General features: G+C 65.9%; 18 protein-coding genes, 1 tRNA gene and 1 other RNA gene. 14 read left to right on the top strand and 6 right to left on the bottom strand.

Going from position 1 to position 22,125, the window contains the following annotated elements:
* Positions 1 to 27: 27 nt before the first annotated feature.
* Positions 28 to 939 carry an oxygenase MpaB family protein gene (locus tag J2805_RS09080; protein WP_309975343.1) on the top strand — a complete coding sequence of 304 codons (912 nt, stop codon included), beginning with the start codon at positions 28 to 30 and terminating at the stop codon, positions 937 to 939.
* A 75-nt stretch (positions 940 to 1,014) separates the two neighbouring features.
* Here J2805_RS09080 and J2805_RS09075 read toward each other — a convergent pair.
* Positions 1,015 to 1,099 (bottom strand) — tRNA-Ser (locus tag J2805_RS09075).
* 417 nt (positions 1,100 to 1,516) lie between these two features.
* On the opposite strand from J2805_RS09075, the gene J2805_RS09070 reads away from it, so the two are divergent.
* The 6 genes from J2805_RS09070 to J2805_RS09045 all read left to right on the top strand — a co-directional run bounded on the left by J2805_RS09070 (position 1,517) and on the right by J2805_RS09045 (position 8,130).
* Complete coding sequence (locus J2805_RS09070) at positions 1,517 to 1,843, top strand: YqfO family protein (RefSeq protein WP_309975340.1); 327 nt, start codon at positions 1,517 to 1,519, stop codon at positions 1,841 to 1,843.
* 60 nt (positions 1,844 to 1,903) lie between these two features.
* Positions 1,904 to 2,000, top strand: an RNA gene (gene ffs / locus J2805_RS09065) — signal recognition particle sRNA small type.
* A gap of 51 nt (positions 2,001 to 2,051) precedes the next feature.
* Entirely contained in the window at positions 2,052 to 5,297 is a 3,246-nt protein-coding gene (locus J2805_RS09060) for a DNA polymerase III subunit gamma and tau (protein ID WP_309975338.1), read from the top strand.
* Between the two features lie 140 nt (positions 5,298 to 5,437).
* Positions 5,438 to 6,037 carry a recombination mediator RecR gene (gene recR, locus J2805_RS09055; protein ID WP_309975336.1) on the top strand — a complete coding sequence of 200 codons (600 nt, stop codon included), beginning with the start codon at positions 5,438 to 5,440 and terminating at the stop codon, positions 6,035 to 6,037.
* 18 nt (positions 6,038 to 6,055) lie between these two features.
* Positions 6,056 to 6,691 (top strand): GNAT family N-acetyltransferase, encoded by a 636-nt coding sequence (locus tag J2805_RS09050; protein WP_309975333.1) that lies wholly within the window; start codon positions 6,056 to 6,058, stop codon positions 6,689 to 6,691.
* Between the two features lie 80 nt (positions 6,692 to 6,771).
* Positions 6,772 to 8,130: an aspartate kinase gene (locus J2805_RS09045; RefSeq protein WP_309975331.1), complete on the top strand. Its 1,359-nt coding sequence runs from the start codon at positions 6,772 to 6,774 to the stop codon at positions 8,128 to 8,130.
* A 153-nt stretch (positions 8,131 to 8,283) separates the two neighbouring features.
* Here the strand turns inward: J2805_RS09045 and J2805_RS09040 are convergent, their stop codons facing one another.
* Positions 8,284 to 8,466 (bottom strand): hypothetical protein, encoded by a 183-nt coding sequence (locus J2805_RS09040; RefSeq protein ID WP_309975329.1) that lies wholly within the window; start codon positions 8,464 to 8,466, stop codon positions 8,284 to 8,286.
* A gap of 144 nt (positions 8,467 to 8,610) precedes the next feature.
* Positions 8,611 to 8,838, bottom strand: coding sequence for a hypothetical protein (locus tag J2805_RS09035; protein ID WP_309975327.1), 228 nt, complete (start codon positions 8,836 to 8,838; stop codon positions 8,611 to 8,613).
* 80 nt (positions 8,839 to 8,918) lie between these two features.
* Between J2805_RS09035 and J2805_RS09030 the strand changes: the two genes are divergently transcribed.
* Positions 8,919 to 9,425, top strand: a complete 507-nt coding sequence (locus J2805_RS09030; protein ID WP_309975325.1) for a MarR family winged helix-turn-helix transcriptional regulator — start codon at positions 8,919 to 8,921, stop codon at positions 9,423 to 9,425.
* Between the two features lie 40 nt (positions 9,426 to 9,465).
* Here the strand turns inward: J2805_RS09030 and J2805_RS09025 are convergent, their stop codons facing one another.
* Positions 9,466 to 12,534 carry a S8 family serine peptidase gene (locus J2805_RS09025; protein ID WP_309975324.1) on the bottom strand — a complete coding sequence of 1,023 codons (3,069 nt, stop codon included), beginning with the start codon at positions 12,532 to 12,534 and terminating at the stop codon, positions 9,466 to 9,468.
* 333 nt (positions 12,535 to 12,867) lie between these two features.
* On the opposite strand from J2805_RS09025, the gene J2805_RS09020 reads away from it, so the two are divergent.
* Genes J2805_RS09020 through J2805_RS09010 form a run of 3 tightly spaced genes read left to right on the top strand, consistent with a single transcriptional unit; the run spans position 12,868 to position 14,736 of the window.
* Positions 12,868 to 13,419 (top strand): SSI family serine proteinase inhibitor, encoded by a 552-nt coding sequence (locus tag J2805_RS09020; RefSeq protein ID WP_309975322.1) that lies wholly within the window; start codon positions 12,868 to 12,870, stop codon positions 13,417 to 13,419.
* A 4-nt stretch (positions 13,420 to 13,423) separates the two neighbouring features.
* Positions 13,424 to 14,365 carry a 3-methyladenine DNA glycosylase gene (locus tag J2805_RS09015; protein ID WP_309975321.1) on the top strand — a complete coding sequence of 314 codons (942 nt, stop codon included), beginning with the start codon at positions 13,424 to 13,426 and terminating at the stop codon, positions 14,363 to 14,365.
* Complete coding sequence (locus J2805_RS09010) at positions 14,365 to 14,736, top strand: serine protease inhibitor (RefSeq protein ID WP_309975319.1); 372 nt, start codon at positions 14,365 to 14,367, stop codon at positions 14,734 to 14,736. The genes J2805_RS09015 and J2805_RS09010 overlap by 1 nt, the downstream gene beginning before the upstream one ends.
* Positions 14,737 to 14,882: 146 nt before the next feature.
* Here the strand turns inward: J2805_RS09010 and J2805_RS09005 are convergent, their stop codons facing one another.
* Entirely contained in the window at positions 14,883 to 18,047 is a 3,165-nt protein-coding gene (locus tag J2805_RS09005; protein WP_463675098.1) for a S8 family serine peptidase, read from the bottom strand.
* A gap of 256 nt (positions 18,048 to 18,303) precedes the next feature.
* Positions 18,304 to 18,489 carry a hypothetical protein gene (locus tag J2805_RS09000; protein WP_104174087.1) on the bottom strand — a complete coding sequence of 62 codons (186 nt, stop codon included), beginning with the start codon at positions 18,487 to 18,489 and terminating at the stop codon, positions 18,304 to 18,306.
* A gap of 263 nt (positions 18,490 to 18,752) precedes the next feature.
* On the opposite strand from J2805_RS09000, the gene purS reads away from it, so the two are divergent.
* The 3 genes from purS to purL are packed head-to-tail and all read left to right on the top strand — an operon-like array spanning position 18,753 to position 22,094.
* The gene (gene purS, locus J2805_RS08995; protein WP_056631212.1) at positions 18,753 to 19,004 is read left to right on the top strand and encodes a phosphoribosylformylglycinamidine synthase subunit PurS; all 252 of its coding nucleotides are present in this window, start codon (positions 18,753 to 18,755) and stop codon (positions 19,002 to 19,004) included.
* A 1-nt stretch (position 19,005) separates the two neighbouring features.
* Complete coding sequence (gene purQ, locus J2805_RS08990; RefSeq protein ID WP_309975312.1) at positions 19,006 to 19,779, top strand: phosphoribosylformylglycinamidine synthase subunit PurQ; 774 nt, start codon at positions 19,006 to 19,008, stop codon at positions 19,777 to 19,779.
* Positions 19,776 to 22,094 carry a phosphoribosylformylglycinamidine synthase subunit PurL gene (gene purL / locus J2805_RS08985; RefSeq protein WP_309975310.1) on the top strand — a complete coding sequence of 773 codons (2,319 nt, stop codon included), beginning with the start codon at positions 19,776 to 19,778 and terminating at the stop codon, positions 22,092 to 22,094. The genes purQ and purL overlap by 4 nt, the downstream gene beginning before the upstream one ends.
* Positions 22,095 to 22,125 lie beyond the last annotated feature (31 nt).

The raw sequence follows: 22,125 nt of genomic DNA, 5'->3' as shown, positions 1-22,125 counted from the left end.
TCCCGGCAGGGTGCGCAAGAATAGAGAATGCGCAATGTCCTCAGGGAATGGCGGGCGGAGCTCAAGCAGACTTTCACCGGGACTCGGGACGCGGTGCCGGATTGGGTTGGCCGGCTCGAAGAGGGCGACGACACCGGGTATCACCTTCCGGGCTCCGCTGTCTGGGCCGTCCACGGGTCCATGACCACCATCGTGGCGGGCATCCGCGCGCTCCTGATGCAGGCCCTCCACCCGGGTGCACTTGCCGGCGTCTATGACCATTCGCGGTTCCGCGAAGATCCCCTGGGCCGGCTTGCCGGAACCATTCGGTGGATTTTTACCGTGTCCTACGGCTCCACGGCCGCGGCTCGTGAGGCGTCCGCGTGGGTACTGCGGCTGCACGAGTCGGTGCGCGGCAAATATGTGGACGGCCACGGCGTCGTCCGGAGCTACTCGGCCAACGACCCCGAACTGCTCCGGTGGGTGCACATCGCGTTCACGGACGCGTTCCTCGCAGCGCACAAAATCTGGGGCGGGCCCATCCCCGGCGGCCCGGATGCCTATGTGCGCGAGTGGGCGCAGGCGGGCCGGCTGATGGGAGTGGATTCGCCGCCGCTCAGCGAAGCGGAGATGCGGCAACAGTTGGACCGCTGGTACGACGACGGCGACCTTCGCTCGGATGAAAGAGTCGCCGAGATGGTGGCGTTCATCCGCAATCCGCCGCTGCATCCTTCGCTGCGCCGCGGTTACCGGATGCTGTTTGCCGCCGCTGTTTCCAGCCTCGAACCGAAATACCGGGACATGCTGGGACTTCAGCCGCCGCGGCTGGGGCCCTTTCCGCTTCCGGTGAGGCTTGGCACCAAGGTGACCCTCGGCGTCGTCCATTTGGCTCTGGGCAGGGTTGGGCCGAGCGAGCAGGCTGCGCGGCAGCGCCTCCGCCGTCTGGGGTTTGCGGCTTAGCCTGCAACGCAGCCGGACCTGCAAAACCGGGCCCGGAATGCAAAAAGGCCCCGGTCAGAGGACCGGGGCCAAACGCGGAGAATGGGGGATTTGAACCCCCGAGGGCGTTAACCCAACACGCGTTCCAGGCGTGCGCCATAGGCCGCTAGGCGAATTCTCCAGTAGCTTCTGAATCAAAAGCAGATACTAGAATACCTGAACTTTTCGGCATCGCCCAATTGGGCCGAATTGAGCGTTACGTCATCGCCTTCAGGGCCGCCTCGGGAGCACGTTATGGCGGGCTGGCACGGCCCTGGAGCCTGCATATGAAAAGCGTCCTTAACGTCAAAATGGACGCCCCCAATGCGCCCACTCTTACGGAACACCGTTGAGCTGCCGGGTCCGGCCCTTCGCGCCAGGCCCTGCAGCTCACAACCTTGAGCTCAAGTTGATTGCCCCAATCGGTGTACATACCCATGGTCCGCTCTGCGTCGAGGATAAGCAAGGGTTGCCAGTTGAATATCAGCGGACCGTTACCTACTTGTGCTGCTATCCGTGCTTGTCCGTACTGGCCTGGAGTTGCTGAGAAGATGGGCGCATGACGCAGCTCCACGCCTTGGTGACCTACGTTCCCGCAGAGTACGCAGAGGCGGTTCTCACTGCCATGGGCGAGTCCGGCGCGGGCCGCATCGGCAACTATTCGCACTGCGCGTTCACGTCACCGGGCACGGGCCGGTTCACGCCCCTCACCGGATCCCGGCCTTTCATTGGCACGGAGGGCCAAGGCGAACAGGTGGCGGAGATAAGGATCGAATGCGTGGTGGACGCTGAGCTGCTCGACGCAGTGGTTTCTTCCGTGCGCTCCGCCCACCCTTACGAGGAACCGGCATTGATGAGCTGGGAAGTGAACGGGCACCGCTCCTGAGCCAAACGCACCACCCCCGCGGACGATTCGGGGCACACCAAATCATCGGGTAAACTCATTGACGGCCCCTCATGTGGCGTCATCCTGTTGAACTCCCCCAGGACCGGAAGGTAGCAAGGGTAAATGGGCTCTGGCGGGTGCATGGGGGGTCTTTACTATTCCCCCACAGGGCGGCAAACTGTCAGCCCGGATTGGTAGGGTTTTCTCTGTGAGTGTTACAACCGCCCTTTATCGCAGATACCGTCCAGACTCCTTTGCTGACGTTATCGGGCAGGAACATGTCACGGAGCCGCTGATGACGGCGCTGCGAAAGAACCGCGTCAATCACGCCTACCTGTTTTCCGGTCCGCGCGGCTGCGGAAAGACCACTTCGGCCCGCATCCTGGCCCGCTGCCTTAATTGCGCCGAGGGCCCCACAGACACTCCCTGCGGCAAGTGCCCCAGCTGCGTTGAACTGGCACGCGGCGGTTCGGGTTCCCTTGACGTCATCGAGATCGATGCCGCCAGCCACGGTGGTGTGGACGACGCCCGCGACCTTCGCGAACGCGCCACGTATGCCCCGGTCCGGGACCGCTACAAAATCTTCATCATCGACGAAGCCCACATGGTCACATCCGCAGGCTTCAACGCCCTGCTAAAGATCGTGGAAGAGCCACCCGAACACATCAAGTTCATCTTCGCCACCACGGAGCCGGACAAGGTGATCGGCACCATCCGCTCGCGGACTCACCATTATCCGTTCCGGCTGGTACCGCCCGAGCCCCTTATGGCCTACCTTGAGCTGCTCTGCAACCAGGAGAACGTTCCCGTGGCGCCCGGAGTGCTGTCCCTGGTCATCCGGGCAGGCGGTGGTTCGGTCCGCGATTCGCTCTCCGTCCTGGACCAGCTGATGGCGGGCGCCGGTCCCAACGGGCTGGACTACGAACTTGCCGTGGCACTCCTGGGCTACACCCACGCATCCCTGCTGGATGACGTCGTGGAAGCCGTGGCCGCGTCCGACGCCGCTACCGTGTTCCGGGCAGTGGACCGCGTCATCCAGACCGGCCACGATCCCCGCCGATTCGTGGAGGATCTCCTGGAGCGCTTCCGCGACCTCATCATCGTTCAGGCCATGCCTGAAAGCGCCCAGTCCATCCTCCGCGGCATGCCGGCGGACCAGATAGCCCGCCTGCAGAACCAGGCGCATAACCTTGGCGCGGCCGAGCTTTCCCGGGCCGCGGACGTCACCAACACCGCCCTCACCGAGATGACGGGGGCAACGTCGCCGCGGCTGCACCTTGAGCTGCTGTGCGCCCGCATCCTGCTCCCCAGCTCCGAGCAGACGGAACGCGGCATTGCCGCCCGGATAGACCGCGTGGAGCGCCGCCTGAACTACGGCGGCAACGACGTCGGGACTCCGGCTGCTGTTCCGGCCGCTTCTTCCATTTCCCCTGCCGCCCCCGAGGCACCCGCGGCTTCCACCCCCGTGACCGCGCCTGCCGCCGCACCGGTTACTCCCTCTGCCCGGCCCGCCGCAGCACCGGCCCCGGCTCCTGTGGGCGAGGTCCACCGTGCAGAAGAGCGCAGCCAAGCGCCTTCACGGGAATCCCTCGCCCCGCCGCGCGTCTCCACGGCCGACTGGCCCGTTGACGAGCCGGCGACAGCAAATCGCGGCAGCTCCGGCCAGGCCGCCGCCCGTCCGGCCGGCCCGCCGGCACCGGCGGAGTCCACTGTGGCGCCGGTTCCCACTGAGCGGACGCCGGTCCAGCCGCAGGCTGCCGAACCGGTCCCTGCGAGAACCGAAGCAAGGCAGCCGGCGGCGGAAAGCCAGGTTCCGGCCTCCGGTCCCGGCGGCGACGTCGAGGTCCTTCGCCGGGCCTGGCCTGACATCCTGCAGACCCTGACCAAGATCAAACGCAGCACCTGGGCCCTGGTGGAACCCAACGCGCAGGTTGGCCAGTTCGACGGTCAGGTGCTCACCCTTGCCTTCACGACCTCCGGACTCGCCGGGGCCTTCGGACGGGCAGACCACTCGGAAAATCTTCGCCAGGCCATTCACAAAACCATTGGCATCGACTGCCAGATCAACGCAGTGTCCGGCGGCGCCAGCAGCTCAGCGAGCTCTGAGCCAAACCCAAAAGCACCCGTTAGCCGGGAAACTCCGGCGACCCCAAAAGCACCCGTTAGCCGGGAAACTCCGGCGACGTCCGCTGACATTGCCTGGGGTCTCGCCCCCGCGGGAGCGGCTGCGGCGGCGGGAGCGGACGCCGCACCCGCCGGGGCGCCGGTAGCCGTGCCCTCCGCCAATACTCCTGACCGGCAACCGGGCACGGGCCAAGCGCCTGCCCGCGCCGCCAGTGATGCTGGTCCTGCCGTCGCTGCCGGCCCGGCCGCCCCTGCCGGCGGAGCAAGCCCGGACCTTCGGCCTGCCCCGGGAACGCCCCGCACGCCGTCTGAACCCGTGCATGCCGGCGCCACTCCCGACGGCCCCGCTTTGGACAGCCCCGCCCCGGCCGGATCCGCGTCAACCGCCCCCGGTCCCGATCAAGCCATGCAGGCTGCGCCCGTATCGCAATCGCAAGACGCTTCCGGTTCCTACAGCTACCCCGACGACGACTGGGGTCCGCCCCTTGACGAAGATGCCCCTCCGATGGAGGAGGAGCCGCCCATGGACTGGACGCCGTCCGCCCCCGTGCAGTCACGTTCGCTCCAGCCCGCCCCTGCGTCAGTCGGCACGACGGCCCGTCCGGCACCGGAAGGCCCGGAGCCAATCCGGCAGCCGGCCGGGAAGTCATCCGCAGGCGGGCCTTCGGCGGGCCCGGCCAGCGGCCCGTCAAGCGATGATCCATGGTCCCGCGCCATGGAAGAAACGCCCGGTGTGTGGACCGTCGGTGCTGAGTCGAACGTGGGCAAGTCCGTGGAGGCCCCGGACATGGCGGCGCAGCCGGTTGAGCCGGAGCCCCGGACGCCCCACTACGAGCCAGCTACAGCCCAGCTCCCCCAGGCTGCGGAAGCACCGCGCCCGGTCGAGGCCCGGGAGCCGGTAGGTGCGCTCTCCGGAGCGGGCAGTTCCGCTGCCGGCTGGGCACCGTCCGCGCAATATGGTCCCGCCGCCGCGGCGGACCCGTCCCCCACGATGCCTGCACCCGATGTCCGAAGTGTTGCAACGGCACCCGCGGCATACGCCGCGCCGCAGGCCGCCCCCGCTCCGGCAGCCGCGGGAGCGGCTGAAACCGTGAAGCAAAGCCTGTACCAGCGGCTCTCCAACAGCCCTGAGGCGGAAGCCGGCCGGGCTAAGGCTCCTGCACGCCAGACGGAGGCCAGCAAGACCTACGTCCAGGACATCCCCAGTGCGGACGACGAAACGATCGAGGAATCGGGCGTCTTTGGACGCGCCGCCGTCGAGCGTATTCTGGGCGGAAAGCTGGTGGAGGAACGGTCGCTGGACGGCAGCCCGCTGCCGCCGCGTTTCTAGCCCGCCGATCGGGCTCGTCTGCTCGGCCGGACCGCCCGAGTGGTTGAGGCGGCAAGCTTCCCCTGCAGCGAACGGACACCGGTGACCCCGCGCCCGACCGCTTACGATTCCAACGAACGAGTCAAACGAACGAGGACATTGTGTACGAAGGTGCAGTTCAAGAGCTGATCGACGAACTTGGCCGCCTTCCAGGCGTGGGACCCAAGTCCGCCCAGCGGCTGGCGTTCCACATCCTCGAAGCGGACCCGCAGGACATGAAGCGGCTTGTCGAGGCCATCACCACGGTCAAGGAACGCGTGAAATTCTGTACGGTCTGCGGCAATGTCACGGAGCAGGAACTCTGCAACATCTGCCGCGACCCGCGCCGCGACCCGTCGGTCATCTGCGTTGTGGAGGAATCCAAGGACGTACTGGCCGTTGAGCGCACCCGTTCCTTCCGTGGCCGCTACCACGTACTGGGCGGGGCCATTAACCCCATCGCGGGCGTCGGGCCGGAACAGCTGCGTATCAGGGAGCTCCTGACCCGCCTCAATGACGGCGCCATCCAGGAGATCATTATCGCCACCGACCCCAATCTCGAGGGCGAGGCAACAGCCACCTACCTGGCCAGGATGCTCAAATCGATCGGCATCGCGGTCACCCGGCTTGCCTCGGGCCTGCCGGTGGGCGGCGACCTGGAGTACGCCGACGAGGTCACCCTGGGGCGGGCGTTCGAGGGCCGCCGCAACGCGCTGAGCTGATCCGACCGACGGCAACCCATGCAACCGCTCCCCTCCATCGTCACGGAACCCATCCTCACGGAACGCCTGGAACTGCGGCCACTGGCTGCTTCCGACGCCGCCGCCCTGCGCGGATTCCGGGGCAATCCCGCTGCGGTCCGCTATCTGTCGCACCAGCCGCTGAGCGCCGGGCAAAGCGACCGGCTCCTCACCGATCTGCTGACACGCGCGGAACGTTCCACATCCGATTGGTTCCACGTCGGCTGGGCCGTGGTGGTCCGATCATCGGGTGCTGTGATCGGCGACGGCCGCACATGGAACACGGCCGAACCTCCCCTGCCCGGAACCTTTCCGGACCGCCATGCCAGCCTCGGCTACCTGCTGCACCCGGACCACCATGGCAAAGGCTACGGCAGCGAAACCGCTGCGGCGCTGGTCCGCTGGCTCTTCACCGAACGCGGCATCTGCACCATCTATGCCGGCGTCTACGAAGCCAACACGGCTTCACGGCGCCTCCTCGAAGGCCTCGGCTTCGTCCGGGACCATTACTTCACGGCCAACCAGGACAGCCACGGCAAGGGGCTGGCCTCCTGGCGCTACCGGCTGGACAGGGCAGCGTGGAGCGGGCGGCCACCATACGGTCACAATTCCACGCCGCACGGCTCCCGGCGATAAACTGGGCACATCAGTTACGCCGTCGCGCCGTTTGGTTGCTTGGCACCGGAACCCCGATTTGATCCAGTGAGGGTGCGCGCATGAGTATGCCCACTACCGAAGTGAAGACCGAAAATCAGCCGCACGTGCTGCCCGTCGCTACTGCCCGGACCAAGCAGCTCATTGTGCAGAAGTTCGGCGGCTCCTCGGTTTCTGACGCGGACGGCATCAAACGGGTGGCGAAGCGCGTGGTTGACGCGCAGACGGCCGGCAACGAAGTAGTTGTTGTGGTCTCCGCCATGGGCGACACCACCGATGAGCTCCTGGACCTTGCGGCGCAGGTCACCGACTCGGCCCCCGCCCGCGAAATGGATATGCTCCTCTCTGCCGGCGAGCGCATCTCCATGGCCCTCGTGGCCATGGCCATCAACAAGCTCGGCGCCTCGGCCCAGTCCTTCACCGGCTCGCAGGCAGGCATGATCACCGACGGCATCCACGGCAAGGCGCGCATCATCGACGTCGACCCGCACCGGATCCGTACCGCCCTGGACAAGGGACACATCGCCATCGTGGCCGGCTTCCAAGGGATGAGCCGCACCACCAATGAGATCACCACGCTGGGGCGCGGCGGCTCGGACACAACCGCGGTGGCCCTGGCCGCAGCGCTGGATGCCGATGTCTGCGAAATCTACACGGACGTGGACGGCATCTACACGGCGGATCCCCGGGTTGTGCCCTCCGCCCAGAAGATCGACCGCATCTCCAGTGAAGAAATGCTGGAACTGGCCGCTTCCGGCGCCAAGATCCTGCACCTGCGCTGCGTGGAATACGCGAGGCGCTTCGGCGTGCCGCTGCACGTGCGTTCTTCATTCAGCCAGAACGAAGGCACCTGGGTTATGCCCGGCGCCGACGACAAGATCAAGACTCAAGAGGGAGTTGCCTTGGAGCAGCCAATCATCTCCGGCGTTGCACACGACCGTTCCGAAGCCAAGGTCACAGTGGTGGGTGTTCCCGATATCCCGGGCAAGGCCGCCGCGATTTTCCAGGTGATCGCCGACGCGCACTCCAACATCGACATGATCGTCCAGAACGTTTCCACGCACGGCACCGGCAGGACGGATATTTCCTTCACGCTGCCCATCGTGGAAGGCGCGGACGCCCTCGCCGCCCTCCGCGCCGCCCAGCCGGAAATCGGCTTTGAAAGCATCGAATACAACGAGCAGATCGGCAAGCTCTCACTGATCGGCGCCGGCATGCGTTCCCACCCCGGCGTTTCGGCCACCTTCTTCAAAGCCCTGTCCGATGCCGGCATCAACATCAACATGATCTCGACGTCGGAAATCCGCATCTCCGTGGTGACCCACGCGGACCTGCTGGACGATGCAGTCCGGGCCATCCACAAGGCATTCGACCTGGACAGCGAAGACGAAGCAACGGTCTACGGCGGCACCGGCCGCTAAGGCTTCCCGGCTCCCGGCTCCCGGCTCCCGGCAAATTAGCTCAGGGTACAAAGAACGGCACAGCGGCAGGACCGCTGTGCCGTTTTTTTTGTGCAGTTTTGGGCGCCGGGCTGCGCAGCTTTGCGGCAGCTTTGCGCGCGGCGGTTTTGCGCGCTACGTGATGTCTTCCTTGCGAACCGCGTAGTGATGGCCTTCGGAATCTGTCTCCACTTCGAAATGGGACAGATCCTCTTCTGAAGCTGCCTCAAAGTCGTCGTGCTTGTGAACAACGGGTGCAGCGGGATCACCCCGCGTGGCGGGTCCGAAGAAGAACCGGAGCCTGTCGGTCTTGCTCATGAAGCGCTGTATGGCCTTTGCCACAATTCCCACCCCCTTCCCTTGGTCGGGTCAAGCAGTGATGCATTGGCCGGTTGGTCCATGTGCCCATATTTTACGCCCGGGGACGCAAAAAGGCCCCGGGTACCGGGCCCGGAAATCGGCCTAGCGGAGGGACTTGTCGTCGGGGTTTCGCGGCACCACATACGTGCTGCCGTCAGGCCTGCGCACGGTTTCCCACTGCTGTGTCTCCGCTTCACGGCGGGCAAGGAGCGCCTTGTTCTCTTCGGTCATCTCATGGCCCAGCGCGCTGCGGTTGGCAGGCCCAAAAATGGCCCGCAGCCTGCCTGTGGCGCGCATGAACCTCTGGGCGGCGTTTTCCTTGTTGGCCATTGCGGATTCCCTTTCAGAACAGTGAAGTCCAATCCAGTGTACGCTAATCATTAGCACACTAACGATTGAGGGGAACGCTGATGAACCAGCGCCTGGCAGCAGCCGCCATCGAAGCGTCCGACGAAGACCTCCTGCTGGAGCATCAGCTTTGCTTTGCACTGACTGTTGCGTCTCGAAGCGTCGTGGGCGCCTACAAGCCGGTTCTGGACAAACTGGGGCTGACCCACCCGCAATACCTCGTGATGCTGTGCCTGTGGGAGTCCAGCCCGCGCTCCGTCCGCGACATCAGCGACGCCCTGGCCCAGGAGCCGGCCACGATCTCACCGTTGTTGCGCCGCCTTGAAACGGCCGGCTACATCACGCGCGCCCGTGCCGCCGGCAACGAGCGCGCACTGGCCGTGGGGCTCACGCCGAGCGGCGCGGCTCTCCGGCAACAGGCCACCGCGGTTCCCGGAACCATGATGGAGCGGCTTGGCCTGACCCGGGATCAGGTAGGCCAGCTGCACCAGGCAATGATGGACCTGATTGCCGCCACCAAAGCCGCAGCGGAACGTGACGCCGATGCCCGAGACGCCGCAGGTACCTAGCCCGTACTCCGATCAGCCAAGTCGCTGGTGAATTCGCCGCTCACGGCGCCGTCACGGCGACATTGAGCTGGGTTGACGGCCCAGTGCCGAAGCGGATCAGCCCCACCCACTTGCCCACCTCAAGCCCGGTCCAGGTGGCGGTGAGCTCGCCCGAGGTGCCGTTCTCAAGCGTGAGCGGGTTGGGACTGAGAGTAAGGTTTCCCGCGTCGCCGGCAAGGACCATCACTTCAACCGAAGCCGCCGTCGCCGCGTTGCCGGGGCTGGCAAACAGGTTGGTGGTCACCTTCCAGTCGCCCGGAACCGGGTCAGTCACCGAGACCGCCTCGCTGGCTGCAGCGGTGGCACCGGGATACAGCACCCCAGCCGGCGAGACCACGTACAGGTCGAAGTCCGCCGCGGGGTTGGCCGAGATGACCTCGAACCTGGCGAGTGACGAACCTGCCGGGACGTTCACTATCTGAACGTCATTGGCACCGTCCTTGACCCCGGTGTATGGACCCGGGACCAAACTGACCGCCGTGGAGTTCGCCTTGGCAAGCCCCTTCACCGTCAACTCGATCGGCTCGGGGCTGCCGGACGTCACCGGAATGACGGCGCTGCCGCTTCCGCCGGCGGAGGTGGCGTTGACAACAGCCGGTGCAACGGCGGTTACCGACCGGATGGCCACCGGCGAGCGTACCGTCACCTCATCCGAAGTCCAAGTAAGTGATCCACCGACGAACGCGTCCAACGTGGCACCGGAGTTGGTGAACTGAACCGTGAAGGTGGCCTTCTCGCCTTCTCCAAGGGTCACCACGTCCGGAGTCACTTCGGCAGTGACTCCCGGAACGTCGACGTCGGCACTGTAGGTCCCCGCCGTAAGCGCAGTGACCGTCCGCGTCACCGTCTGGGTACCTGTGAGCCCGCCGATGGCGATGGACGGGAGATTGACGTCCTTGGCGGCAACCGGAGCAACACCCAACTGGTAGCCCTGTCCCTGCAGGAAGCCGAGCCAGTCGGTGGGACCGGCGTCGTAGACCAGCCCGGGTGCTGCCATCCGGGCCGGATCGACCTGTCCCGCGCCCTGGGCAAAGACGTCGTGCACCGGAGATCCTTCAGCGTCCACCAGGTCATAGGCGGTGGTCATCATCGCTGACTTCACCGAGGCCGGGGACCACAACGGATTCTTGCCCAGCAGCAACGCCGCCAGCCCTGATACCTGCGGGGCTGCCATGGATGTTCCGGACAGGAAGCCGAAATTCTGGCCGTTGGAGCCGATGGGTGAGACAGCGGCCAGCACACCGACTCCGGGAGCCGCGATGTCCGGTTTCAGGAGGTCGCTGTTTGCTGCCAGTGTGGGCCCGCGTGAGGAGAAGCCTGCGATCTGCGGCACCGGTGGCGGCTCCAGGCCCGTCGTATCGGTGGACACCAGGCTCGCCGTCAACGCGGCGTCAGCCGTCACCACAGCCTTGATGGCGGCGTCCTCGAGGTGGACGGTCGGAACACTGTGCAGATCCACGTCCAGCGAGTTGGGCGTCAGGTTGACCAGGACCATTCCAACGCCGCCGGCCTGCGCCACGGTGACACTCTTGGCCGTACGGTCCACCACGCCGCGGTCGCAGATCACGATCTTTCCGGCGGTTTTGGCGGGGTCCAGGGTGCCCGGAGCGCAGAGGGCTGCATTGGCGTCGGGCGCGTCGGCCGCCTTCACACTGACGGCGAGCGCAAGGGGTGCGTCCGTAACCTCAGTCGCCATGATGCTGGCTCCGGCGAACTTCTCGCCGCTGGACAACTCCACGGTGCCGCGGAGGCTACTGCTGTGGGTTGATGCGGCCACGCTGGTCATCCATGGTGCGGCGTGGTTCACGGTACTCACCGCCGGTCCCGAGTTCCCGGCCGAGGCGGCCACGAATATGCCGGCGGCCGCGGCGTTCAGGAAGGCAATGGATACCGGGTCAGCGGCAGAGTTGTTTGTGCCGGAGATGGAAAAGCTCAGGACATCGACGCCGTCCCTGATGGCATCCTCGATGGCCTCCACGCTGCTGGAGGCGAAGCAGCCGGTGGTTGCGGGGCTGATTCCCTCCCAGCAGATCTTGTAGATGGCGAGCTTTGCGGCGGGGGCAACCCCGGAGCCCTTGCCGAAGTCGCGGCCGCCAACAGCCTGGCTGACATCGTAGTTGCCCGCCGCGGTGCTGGCTGTGTGCGAGCCGTGGTTGTTGATGTCGAGGGGCGAGTACGATTCCTTCGGCGAGCGCAGGTCGGGGGGAACGGTTGCTTTGAAGGCTTCGTCGTAGTAGCGGGCGCCGATGACTTTGCTGTTGCATTCGGTTCCGGCGAACTGGTCACCAGCTTCGCATACGCCTGCGAAGCTGGTGCCGTCCGCTTTCAGCATGGTGATCTGGTTGCCGGGCGACAGGTAGGGTTCGCCCACTTGGGGGCCTCCGGACAGCGGCGCCACCTGGGCCCCGGCAAAGAACGGATTGCCCGGGGTGTAGCCCGTGTCCAGCACACCCACCACAGTTCCTTTGCCGGCGTTGGCTTCGCCGCCGAACTGTTCGGCCCAGACTCCCGTGGGACCGGGCAGGCCGAGGAATTCGGTGCTGGAATAGTCGATTTTGTAGAGGGTGTCCTTAACGACAGCAAGGACGTTACCGTCCTTGCTCAACGCATTTGCCTGCTCCGCGGACAACTCCGCACTGAAGCCGTTCACGGCCAGGGTGTAACTGTCGCCGATGGCCACGCCTTTTTCCGCAGCCAGCCTGTTCTGCTGCTCCTCCAGGTGTGCCGAGTAGCGCTGGGACTCAGTGCTTCCGGCGTCGAGCTTTCTCCCGTTGGTCACCGCTGTCCCAGGGATCCCCTCGACGCCGCCTGTGTACGCGGCGAGGGGCTTGTCCTTCAGCATCACTATGTAGCGGCCGCCGTCCAGGGTGGGTTCATCCTCACCCGATGCGCTGCCTTCAAGCCCAGGTGGATCCGCCGGCGATGCGGGAGCCACGGGGTCGGCGGCCGCCCAGGCCGGCGCCGCCAGCCCCTGCCCGATCAACAGGGAGACTCCCAAAGCAACGGCGGCGGCAAGGCGTGTGGCCGGATTTCTGCTTTGAGTGCGGGGGCCCACATGCGGGTAAGTCATGACGTACTGCCTCCTAGGTTGTCGGACCGGTGGCGTGACCGGTCCCACGGACTGGAAGTATCCGTCCACGTTTGCGCAACATGGGCGTGAGGCCATACATCCAGTGATGGGAGAAACATACCGGAGAGCGGCTGCGGAATCGAGATGTTCCGGACAGATTTAATCGCCGAACCGCTGGCGGACGGAAAGTCACCGCGGAGCCAGGGGCGCCCGGCTCCTACGCCGACCCTGCCGGATTACGGGCCTGCCCCTGCCCGGCGTGCGACCAGGCCGAACGGCAGGGTCCATCGCTGGACTCCGGCGATAGAATGGACCAAATGAGGAGGACCGGTAATGCGTAAGGCCTGGATGCACGCACTCGTTCTGGTATCCGTTGTCGGTCTCTCCGCCTGCTCGCCTGGCGGCGGCCCAAGCCCTTCGCCCTCGGTCACGACTACGGCCACCAGCCCGTCCACGGCCACGCCGTCGCCGGACACCGAAACCACTGTGCCTGCACCGTCCCCTCCCCCATCCACGGTGCCCGCCACCGCCGGCCCGGGCAAGGGAAACGCCGAACTCGCCATCATGGTCAAACCTGCCGAATCGGAACCCGCCCAGAACTACACCCTGGTCTGCAAGGACGGCGCCCCGACCGCTGAAAGCAGCCATCCGTCAGCCGTTGCCGCCTGCGCGGCGCTGAAGGACAACCCCGCGGTGCTGAGCCCTGCACCCCGCAGAACGGACCAGGCCTGCACGCAGCAGTACGGCGGCCCGCAGGAGGCCACGGTCACCGGCGTGGTCGATGATTCGCCGGTGGATACCTCCTTCGCGCGCAGGGACGGCTGCGAAATCGGCCTCTGGAATGCGGCCAAGGACATCCTGGGGTCCGCGGGCGGGGCTTCCTAACCGAATGCATACTGTAAAACCCGGCCAGCAAAACGTGCTGCCAGCGGAGGCCTGGCAGCACCGCGAAGCAGCCCACCAGGCCCGGGTCCGGCGCTACGCCGACCCCTATCTTGCCCGACGCTCGGCCGGCAAAAAGCACCCCGTTGAGGATTTCCTCTTCACGTACTACACCCAGAAACCCGGCCAGCTTCTGCGCTGGCACCCCGGCGCCGGCGCCGTCCTTACCGGGCCGGACACCGCGGCCCGCTCCGCCTGGAAGTACTACCGGATGCTCGACGACGGCGAGCTCGCCGCGGCGGGGCTGCCGCCTGGGACCACGGCAGCAGCCTTTGACCGTGATTCGTTCCTGGCCGAACGCAGGGAGGCACTGCAGTTTGCCGGGATAATCCTGCGGGGCACGGCGTTGCGCCCTGCCCAGTTCGGTTGCTTCGGGCTGCACGAGTGGGCCATGGTGTACCGCCAGGACAAATTTGAGCTGCGCCACGAATACCTGCAGCTGCGCCTCGGAGCTGCGGGCACTGACCGCGTTGTGGAGGACAACAGGATCCGATGCTCGCACTTTGACGCTTTCCGCTTCTACACACCGGACGCCACGCCGCTCAACGAGCTCACTCCTACCCGGGACAACCAGCGGTCCATGGAGCAGCCGGGCTGCCTGCACGCCAACATGGACCTCTACAAGTGGGCTTACAAGCTATCGCCCGCCTTGCCCAGCGAGCTGGTCATGGATTGCTTTGAACTGTCCTGGCGGGTCCGTGCCATGGACATGCAGGCGTCGCCATACGACCTTGAGGAATGGGGCTACCCTCCCATCCGGATCGAAACAGCTGCCGGCAAGGCGGAGTATGTCGAACATCAGCGCGTCTTCTCCGCCGAGGCGCAGGAGCTGCGGAAGCGGCTGCTTGACGCACTGGCCCCCCTGCTCGACGGGATCAGGACGGACTGATGGCCGGAGACATGGATCTGACCGTCCGGCTGACGGAGGCGCCCGGCGCACCCGAGTACGTGTTCCGCCTGGTCTTCCGCGGCGGAGCAAGGGGGCAGACCGCCGCCCTCGAGGGGTCAACGCTGCCGGACCCCGGCGCTGCCTTAACCGCCGTCGAACGCTTCGGCGAGGAAGCCTTCTTCCTGCCGCGGCGGGCGGACATGATGTGCACCCAGCAATACGGCGGCCCGCAGGTAGCAGTTGTGACGGGGACGTTCCACGGCCGTCCCGTGCACAGCCGCTTCAGCCTGACCGACGGCTGCGAGATTGCGCGGTGGCGTTCCCTGGCCCCGCTCCTCGGCGGCACGGCGGGATCCACCGGACAGACCTGAGCGGGCCGGGCCCAACGCTCACCCACCTCAACAGACACGTCCCGAGTCGACAGGAACGTCCCGGGAGCCGCTCGGCCACCGGGACGTTCCTGTTGAGGCGTTCCGTGTTCAGTTGATGTTTGGCACGTTTCCCGCCGCTCGGTTTCCTAGCTTCCCGGAACCGCGTCGACCGGTGCGACCGCCGGAGCGCCTGCCGGAGCGCCTGCCGGCCCCGCGTCCGCGCCCACCTTGACGTTGACCCACGTCTTGACACCGTTTCCGCCCAGGCTCAGCCGGCCAAGGTAGGAGCCCTCGGCAAGACCGGACCAGTTGGCTGTTGCCGTGGCGGCCGTTCCGTTCGGAGCAACAATGGGATTCGGGTTGACCGTCATGTTCTCTCCATCCCCGGTGAACGAGACAGCCTGGATGCGGGCAGAGGCGGCTCCGTTGTCAGGGGTGGAGTACAGATTGGCCACGATGTAATACGTTCCGGCCCTCGGGGATTCCAGGTCCAGGAATTCACTGGCCGACGACGTCGCCACCTGCGTGGCCACGAGCTTTCCGCTGCCGTCCGGCGCGTAGACCACCATGTCCCAGTCGACGTCTTCTGTTTCTGCCTGGATACCAAGCCGGGCAAACGTGGCGCCGGCGGGCACCGTCACCTCCACGACGGCGTTGTGTTCGTCATTCTTGGCCGCAAAAGCTCCAGGCGTCTTGGTCACAGCTGTTTCGGACAGGGGCGCGAGCCCTTCGACGCCCACGGCTATGGGCGAATCCGAACCGGACACCAGGTCCATGGTCCCGCTGCCGGTGCCCGTGGCAGAGCTGAAGGAGAACGACGGCGCAATCCGGGCATCAACCGGACGCACAGCGATCGGAGAGCTAACGGTACGCGGGCCCTTCCACGTCAGGGTACCGGTGGTGAACTTGCCCGTCGGGGCTCCGGCACTCTTCACCGTAATGGTGGTGTCGAGGCTCTGACCGGCCTTCCTGAAGTCGAGGACGGCCGGTTCAATGCGGACATCGAAGCCCGGCAGGTTGACCTCGGCCTTGTACGTCCCGGGGACCAAAGCCGTGAGCGTGCGTTTGACCTTGATCTCGCCAACGAGGCTGCCGAGCGCAATGGAGGGCACGTTGAGGTCGCGTGCGGCCAGGATTCCCGGCTCGCGTCCACCGACGTCAACGCCTTGCCCGCTGAGGAAGGCGTTCCACTGTTTGATGTCCGAGTTGTACACCAGCCCCGGATCCAGCACGCGGGCGGAGTCAATGTGGCCGGCGCCGCCTTCGAACGGGTTCAGGTTGGGTGTTCCGTCGGCATTGACCAGCGGATAGGCGGTTGTCATCATGGCTGACTTGACCATGGCGGGTGACCACTTGGGCTGTTTGCTGAGCACCAGTGCACCGAATCCGGCGATATGCGGTGCGGCCATGGACGTGCCGGACATAAAGCCGAACTGCGCGCCGTTGTTCCCGATGGTGGAAACGCCCGCCAGGACGTTGACGCCGGGAGCGGAGATGTCCGGTTTCAGGAGGTCGCCTCCGGAAGCCAGGCTCGGGCCGCGGGAAGAGAAGCCGGCAACCTGGGGTGCCGGCGCGAGGGGCTCGCCGGTGAGGTCGCCCTTGACGAGGCTGACCGTGAGGGCCGGGTTGGCGGCCAGCTTGGATTTGAGTTCCAGGCTCTTGGGGGCGTTGACGTGGATGGTGGGCACCACGTGGTTGTCAGCGTCTTCGGAGCTGGAGGTGAGATTGACCAGGATCATTCCCAGTCCGCCCTTTGACTGGACCTCGAGGCTCTTCGCGGTACGGTCCACGACGCCGCGATCGCACACCACAACCTTGCCGGTGACTTTGGCGGGGTCCAGTGTTCCCGGGCCGCAGAGGTTCGGGGCCGTGGGAGCGCCTGCTGCCGCCGCGTCTGCTGCGACCACGACCGGAGCATCCTTGACCTCGGTTTTCATGATGGAGGCTCCGCGGTACATGGTGCCGTCGGAAACTTTTACTGTGCCCAGCAGATCACTGGGGAACGTGGAAGCTGCCACTGTGGTCAGCCACGGCGACGCGTGGTTCACCGTGGAAACCCCGGGCCCGGAGTTGCCGGCAGAGGCAGAGACAAAGACGCCTGCCGCCGCGGCGTTCAGGAACGCCAGCGCCACCGGGTCGGTGGTGCTGTTGGTGTTGCCGGAGATGGAGTAGTTCAGGACGTCCACACCGTCTTTGAGGGCGGCATCGATGGCTTCCACTGAGGCTGAGGAGTAGCAGCCGCCGGTATTGGGATCGTTATCCTCCCAGCACACTTTGTAAACCGCAACCTTGGCGGCCGGTGCGACCCCGGAGCTCCTGCCGAAGCTGGCGCCGTCGATGACCTGCTCCACGTTGGCGTTGCCGGCGGCGGTTGTGGCGGTGTGGGTGCCGTGGCTTCCCACATCCACCGGTGAAATCAGTTCCTCGGGGGCGCGGTTTTCCGGGGCCACGTACTGGAGGAAGGAATCGGCGAAGTACCGGGCGCTGATCACCTTCGAGTTGCAGTCGCTGCCGTCAAAGGTGGCGCCGGATTCGACGCCCTTCTGGCACTCGCCTTCGAAGGTGGTGCCGTCCGACTTGAGCATGGCGATGGTGCCGTCATTGGTGCGGTACGGAACGCCCATCTCCGCTTTGCCCTTGCTGCCGCCCTTGCCGCTGGAGCTGGGCGCAGCCACAGCTTCGCCTTTGAGGAACGGGTTGTCCGGGGCATAGCCCGAGTCGATCACCCCGACCACCACCCCCTTGCCCGCATTGGCTTCGCCGCCGAACTGTTTCGCCCAGGCCCCGTCCTGGCCCGTGAGTTTCAGGAAGTCGGTGGTGGTGTAGTCCGGTGCATTTTCCACGTCGGGTGCGACCAGGAGGACTTTGCTGTCCTTGGCCAGCTCGGCGGCCTGGCGTGCGGTGAGTTGGGCCACGAAGCCGTTGAGCGCCGCGGTGTACTGTTTCGCGGGCTTTGCCGAGTGCTTTGCCGCGACGTCTCGCTGCGACTGGCGCAGGTGGGCGTCGTAGGCTTTGAATGCGGGGCTCCGGGCGTCAAGCTTTCGGCCCTGCTGCGGTTTGGTGGCGGCGAGTCCCCCCGTTCCGCCCTCATATGTGGCAGCGGCTTCCTCAGCCAGGACCACGATGTAGCGGCCGTCCTTGTAGTCCGACGGGTTGACGTTTTTTGCCTGTACTGCCGTGGTGGGTTCAGCCGCCGCCGCGGTAGCGGGACCTGCTGCAACGGAGGAGAGAAGCAGCGGAAGGCCTACAGCCAACGCTGCCGCCTTCCGGAGTCCCCCGCCCCGGACAAGGCTTTTTCCTTTTGATTTCACGAGTGACTGAAACCTTTCATGAGGTACGGGTCCGGCGGTGCGGCCGGTCTCGGTCAGCTGGGAAATGGCAGCCGGAATAACAGATCCTGTCATCCGGCGAGACCAGCCGAGTCAAACAGTACAGAGTGATAGGGGAATATGACATAGGACACAAACATCATTTTCCTTTTGTCATTAGGAGGCTTAATCGGGGCACGACAAGGGGCGGTTTCCTACTGGAAACCGCCCCTTGTCCAAGCCAGGTTACTCGCGTAGGTTACTGGCGCGGCGTTCGGACCACCTCACTGATCCACGCGCGGGTCTTCTCATCGATGGGGCCGGCCACGTTGGTTGCCCGGGCCGCCCGATCGGCTTTGATTTTCTGGATCACCATTCGGCCCAGGCCCGCGAAAACTGCGGCGGCCATGACCGGAAGAAGCACGGACTTCGGTTTCTGAGCCATGCCGCAATCCTACTCAGCGGACCAGCGCGCCACCAGAGCCGGCGTCGTGCTCGGCCGCCGCGGCGAGTGCCCCAATTCACAGTCAACCGGCGAATGCGGCTTGACGCACTGCGGCCGGTAGAATGGGCATGCAAGCTCGCGGAGCGCTCTTTCCGCTGTCTTTTGTTTGGAGTCCGCAGGGCTGTAAATACAGCAGCAGACCAGCGTGAGACGGCACCACTCCGCTGCGCCCTTACCCAACGCTCACGCACAGGAGTTACCGGATGCCCCGGATCGTTGTCGACGTCATGCCCAAGCCCGAGATTCTGGACCCGCAGGGGAAGGCCATCGTGGGTGCACTTCCCCGTCTGGGCTTCACCAGCTTCAGCTCTGTCCGCCAGGGCAAGCGATTTGAACTGACCGTTGACGGCGAGGTGACCGATGCAATCCTGGCCCAGGCCCGTGAAGCAGCCGAAACCCTGCTGTCCAACCCGGTGATCGAGGACGTCGTCAACGTCGAGGTCGTCGAGGCCTGAGATGACTGAACTTCCCTTGATTGGCGAGGCGGTCGCTGTCGCGGCCAACCCGCGCCTCGCCGGCGCCAAGATCGGCGTCGTCACCTTCCCCGGAACCCTTGATGACCGCGACGCCGCCCGCGCCGTCAGCCTGGCCGGCGCCACTCCCGTGGCACTCTGGCACGCGGACACCACGCTCAGCGACGTCGACGCCGTCGTGATTCCGGGCGGATTCTCCTACGGGGACTACCTCCGTGCCGGCGCCATCGCCCGGTTCGCGCCGCTGATGTCCAGGATCATCGAAGCGGCCAATTCGGACGCCAAGCTGCCCGTCCTGGGTATCTGCAACGGCTTCCAGATCCTCACCGAGTCGCACCTGCTGCCCGGCTCGATGATCAAGAACGACCACCTGAAGTTCATGTGCCGTGACCAGGTCCTGCGCGTGGAAAACAACAGCACTGCCTGGACCGGCGACTACGCTGCGGGCCAGGAAATCACTGTGCCGCTGAAGAACCAGGACGGCCAGTACATCGCTGACGAGAAGACCCTGGATGCCCTCGAAGCGGAAGGCCGCGTGGTGTTCCGCTACGTGGGCTTCAACCCGAACGGCTCCCGCCGCGACATCGCCGGCATCTCCAACGCAGCCGGCAACGTCGTAGGCCTCATGCCGCACCCCGAGCACGCCGTGGAACCCGGGTTCGGCCCGGCATCCCTTGACGGTTTCGGCGGCTCAGACACCGATGGCCTCGGTTTCTTTACCTCCGTCCTGAACAAGATTGTAGGAGGCGCAAAATGAGTACCTCAGCTGAAACCGTCAGCAGGAAGTTCAACATCGACACGGTGGAGAACGCAGCCAAGACTCCTGACACCGAACTCCCCTGGGCCGAGCTGGGCCTGAAGCAAAACGAGTTCGACGAGGTCGTCAAGGTCCTGGGCCGCCGCCCGACCGGCGCCGAACTCGCCATGTACTCCGTGATGTGGAGCGAGCACTGCTCCTACAAGTCCTCGAAGAACCACCTGCGCCAGTTCGGCGACAAGGTGACGGACGAGATGAAGAAAGACATGCTGGTGGGCATCGGCGAAAACGCCGGCGTCACCAACCTGGGTGACGGCTGGGCCGTGACGTTCAAGATCGAGTCCCACAACTCGCCGTCGTTCGTGGAGCCCTACCAGGGCGCCGCAACCGGCATCGGCGGCATCGTCCGCGACATCATCTCCATGGGCGCCCGCCCGGTGGCCGTCATGGACCCGCTCCGTTTCGGCGCCATCGACCACCCGGACACCGCCCGCGTGATGCACGGCGCCGTTGCCGGCATCGGCGGCTACGGCAACTCCCTGGGCCTGCCGAACATCGGCGGCGAAATGGTGTTCGACTCCGTGTACCAGGGCAACCCGCTGGTCAACGCGCTGGCAGTCGGCGTCATGCGCCACGAGGACATCCGCCTCGCCAACGCTTCGGGCAAGGGCAACAAGGTGGTCCTGTTCGGTGCCCGCACCGGCGGCGACGGCATCGGCGGCGCCTCCGTGCTGGCCTCCGAGTCCTTCGACGACACCAAGCCGTCCAAGCGCCCCGCCGTCCAGGTGGGCGACCCCTTCGCCGAGAAGGTCCTCATCGAGTGCTGCCTCGAGCTGTTCAAGGGCTCCCTCGTTGAGGGCATCCAGGACCTGGGCGCCGCAGGCATCTCCTGCGCCACGTCCGAGCTCGCCTCCAACGGCGACGGCGGCATGGAAGTTGAACTGACCTCCGTCCTGCTCCGCGACCCCACCCTGACCCCGGGCGAAATCCTGATGTCCGAGTCGCAGGAACGCATGATGGCCGTGGTCACCCCCGAGAACATCGCCGCGTTCGAAGCGGTCATGGACAAGTGGGCCGTGGAGTACTCCTGGCTGGGCGAGGTGACCGACACCGGCCGCCTGATCATCACGTGGGAAGGCGAAGTCATCGTCGACGTCGACCCGCGCACCGTGGCCCACGACGGTCCGGTCTACGACCGTCCGTACGCCCGCCCCGAATGGCAGGACGCCGTCCAGGCTGATTCCTTCACCGGATCGGTTCAGGACGCCGGCCGTCCCTCCGGCCCCGCGGAGCTGGCCGCTGCCGTCACCGAGCTCGTCGCCTCGCCGAACATGTGCAGCAAGGACTGGATCACCAACCAGTACGACCGCTACGTCGGCGGCAACACCGCCCTGGCGTTCCCGGACGATGCCGGCGTGGTCCGCGTTGACGAGGAAACCGGTCTTGGCGTTGCCCTGGCCACCGACGCCAACGGCCGCTACACCTACCTCGACCCGTACCACGGCGCGCAGCTGGCACTGGCCGAGGCGTACCGCAACGTGGCCACCTCCGGCGCCGTTCCGATGGCCGTCAGTGACTGCCTGAACTTCGGTTCCCCCGAGGACCCGGACGTGATGTGGCAGCTGGCCGAGGCCATCCGCGGCCTGTCGGACGCCTGCATGGAGCTGGGTATCCCGGTTACCGGCGGCAACGTCTCGCTGTACAACCAGACCGGCACCACCCCGATCCACCCCTCCCCCGTAGTGGCGGTGCTGGGCAAGCTCGACGACGTCGCCCGCCGCACGCCGTCGGGCTGGCGCGAAGACGGCCAGGCCATCTACCTGCTGGGCACCACCGCAGCAGAGCTGGACGGTTCGGAATGGTCCAACATGCGCGGACACCTCGGCGGTTTGCCGCCGAAGGTTGACCTCGCCGCCGAACGCGCCCTGGGTGAAATCCTGATCAACGCGTCCCGCGACGGCATGGTGGATTCGGCTCACGACCTCTCCGAAGGCGGCCTCGCGGCGGCCCTCGTGGAGTCCTCGCTGCGCTACGGCGTGGGTGCCCGGATCGCCCTGCAGGACGTTCTGGACCGCGACGGCGTGGACCTGTTCACGGCGCTGTTCTCCGAGTCACAGGGCCGCGCCGTGGTTGGCGTGCCCCGCTCCGAGGAGGTCCGCTTCACGGACATGTGCACCGCCCGCGGTTTTGCCCACACGCGCATCGGCGTGGTGGACGCTGCCAGCGGCAAGCTGGAGATCAACGGCGTGGACGCCCTGTCGCTTGACGCACTGCGCGAAGCCCACGAGGCCACCCTGCCGAAGTACTTCGGCTAAGGCCAACCCCATCGGTTGCTCCGTAACCGCC

Origin of the sequence: Arthrobacter oryzae (assembly GCF_031454875.1) — a bacterium.
GTDB lineage: Bacteria > Actinomycetota > Actinomycetes > Actinomycetales > Micrococcaceae > Arthrobacter > Arthrobacter oryzae_D.
The sequence above is the reverse complement of the archived record's forward strand: the minus strand, read 5'-3'. Positions and strand labels throughout refer to the sequence as shown.

What these genes read in the sequence shown, in the direction of transcription:
- J2805_RS09080 (WP_309975343.1), top strand. Translation starts at nt 28, where the DNA reads ATGCGCAATGTCCTCAGGGAATGGCGGGCGGAGCTCAAGCAGACTTTC.
- J2805_RS09070 (WP_309975340.1), top strand. Translation starts at nt 1,517, where the DNA reads ATGACGCAGCTCCACGCCTTGGTGACCTACGTTCCCGCAGAGTACGCA.
- J2805_RS09050 (WP_309975333.1), top strand. Translation starts at nt 6,056, where the DNA reads ATGCAACCGCTCCCCTCCATCGTCACGGAACCCATCCTCACGGAACGC.
- J2805_RS09045 (WP_309975331.1), top strand. Translation starts at nt 6,772, where the DNA reads ATGAGTATGCCCACTACCGAAGTGAAGACCGAAAATCAGCCGCACGTG.
- J2805_RS09040 (WP_309975329.1), bottom strand. Translation starts at nt 8,466, where the DNA reads ATGAGCAAGACCGACAGGCTCCGGTTCTTCTTCGGACCCGCCACGCGG.
- J2805_RS09035 (WP_309975327.1), bottom strand. Translation starts at nt 8,838, where the DNA reads ATGGCCAACAAGGAAAACGCCGCCCAGAGGTTCATGCGCGCCACAGGC.
- J2805_RS09030 (WP_309975325.1), top strand. Translation starts at nt 8,919, where the DNA reads ATGAACCAGCGCCTGGCAGCAGCCGCCATCGAAGCGTCCGACGAAGAC.
- J2805_RS09025 (WP_309975324.1), bottom strand. Translation starts at nt 12,534, where the DNA reads ATGACTTACCCGCATGTGGGCCCCCGCACTCAAAGCAGAAATCCGGCC.
- J2805_RS09020 (WP_309975322.1), top strand. Translation starts at nt 12,868, where the DNA reads ATGCGTAAGGCCTGGATGCACGCACTCGTTCTGGTATCCGTTGTCGGT.
- J2805_RS09015 (WP_309975321.1), top strand. Translation starts at nt 13,424, where the DNA reads ATGCATACTGTAAAACCCGGCCAGCAAAACGTGCTGCCAGCGGAGGCC.
- J2805_RS09010 (WP_309975319.1), top strand. Translation starts at nt 14,365, where the DNA reads ATGGCCGGAGACATGGATCTGACCGTCCGGCTGACGGAGGCGCCCGGC.
- J2805_RS09000 (WP_104174087.1), bottom strand. Translation starts at nt 18,489, where the DNA reads ATGGCTCAGAAACCGAAGTCCGTGCTTCTTCCGGTCATGGCCGCCGCA.
- purS (WP_056631212.1), top strand. Translation starts at nt 18,753, where the DNA reads ATGCCCCGGATCGTTGTCGACGTCATGCCCAAGCCCGAGATTCTGGAC.
- purQ (WP_309975312.1), top strand. Translation starts at nt 19,006, where the DNA reads ATGACTGAACTTCCCTTGATTGGCGAGGCGGTCGCTGTCGCGGCCAAC.
- purL (WP_309975310.1), top strand. Translation starts at nt 19,776, where the DNA reads ATGAGTACCTCAGCTGAAACCGTCAGCAGGAAGTTCAACATCGACACG.